Source organism: Winogradskya humida (genome assembly GCF_016862215.1).
Classification (GTDB): Bacteria; Actinomycetota; Actinomycetes; order Mycobacteriales; family Micromonosporaceae; genus Actinoplanes; species Actinoplanes humidus.
On record NZ_BOMN01000174.1, the window covers coordinates 1 to 1,305 of the forward strand.

Below are 1,305 nucleotides of genomic sequence, written 5' to 3' on the forward strand. Positions count from 1 at the left end.
GGGCGCGGAGGCGAGCAGCACATTGCCGGCAATCGCCTGCAACGATCCTGTCGGCGAACGCCACAACCGGGCGTCACCGCCGACATCGAACGTGATCCGTGCCAGGGCTGAGTCGGCGGCGGCGCTCGCCGTCTTGACGCGCAGGATATGTGAGAAACCCATATCAGTGGCCCGTACCAGCAGATCGACACCGGGCAGCACATCGACGTAGGTGGCGGTGTCTCCGCTGACCTGTGGTGCGGGTAGCGCTCCGCCGCTCCAGCCGAGAGTGAAGTCTTTCCCGCTTTCAGTCATGGTCACCAGTGGACCGTTTCCACCAGTGGAGAACCGGACGTCGGCGTAGGAGGCGACTGGGCGCAGCTGACCGTCGCTGCGCTGCAGGGTGTAGTCCACATCAGCCCATGTGCCGTCGCTGCGGTGCACGCGCTTCGGTACCACGGTCGACTCGTACGTGATGCGGCCGTCCGGCTCTGCGAAGACCTGGCTGAACTCCGAACGCTCCGACAACACCTCGACCCGAGCGTCAGCCTCGCGGGCCATACGCGCCGCCGACACCTGATCCTGCGCGACAGCAGGGCTTGGGAGATGCTTCACCGGTACCGCGGCCGCAGGCTGCGATGACACCACCAGTGCAGTCGGGATGAGTAGCAGCGACGCTACCGCCGATGCCGTCGAACGCCTGGAAAACCTCATACGGGCATGAGCCCACGACAGCAGCAGCACTGCGCATTCCCCCGTGACTGTGAAGCGGCAAGGGGAATCTAGAGGGATCGAAGATCACCTGTAAATGAAAGTTACAAGTTGCAACCACATAAAGTACGAGCCACCCAAATCGACAAACTTGGTTACTCTAGGTATAGATGCACTGTCTCTGTGTCAACAGTCACAGTTACCGCAACGGGCGCGGTCCAAGCGATGCTGCAGATTCTGACTGCGGCGATCCTCGGCGGGATCGGCCCGAACGAGCCGTTTCTGATGGTCATCACGGAGGTCGGCGCGGTTGGCGTACACGTAGCGCCGGCGGTCAATGAGGTTCCGGCGGCCCAGACGTGGTCGTCACCGCGGGTTCGGACGCTGAGCTTCGCAATGGCTTCGCACTTCGCCTTGCAACGACTTCGACGGTGATCGTCGGACCCCAGCCGACGCCACACAGCGTCGATGCAGGACCCCCACGCCTTGAGCTTTCAAGCTCGGGCTGGTGGTTTCCTGCGCTTCCGGGAAGTCCACCACAGGCTCGCCGGGCGCTCGCCGTTTCTCAACCCAGGGATCAATCAGACAAGAACGATCCGAACATCCACAGCTTAG

At 62.7% G+C, this 1,305-nt stretch carries 1 protein-coding gene and 1 pseudogene; one reads left to right on the forward strand and one right to left on the reverse strand.

All coding sequences use genetic code 11. The features are described from left to right. Positions 1-723, reverse strand: a pseudogene (locus Ahu01nite_RS50025) (LamG domain-containing protein); the annotation flags it as partial. A gap of 192 nt (positions 724-915) precedes the next feature. Between Ahu01nite_RS50025 and Ahu01nite_RS50030 the strand changes: the two are divergent. Continuing rightward, a complete protein-coding gene (locus tag Ahu01nite_RS50030; RefSeq protein WP_203843840.1) occupies positions 916-1,125 on the forward strand; it encodes a hypothetical protein in 210 nt (69 codons plus the stop codon). The last annotated feature ends 180 nt before the right edge of the window (positions 1,126-1,305 follow it).

Excerpts from the sequence above, each read along its gene's own strand:
- Ahu01nite_RS50030 (WP_203843840.1), top strand. The coding sequence starts at position 916 with ATGCTGCAGATTCTGACTGCGGCGATCCTCGGCGGGATCGGCCCGAAC.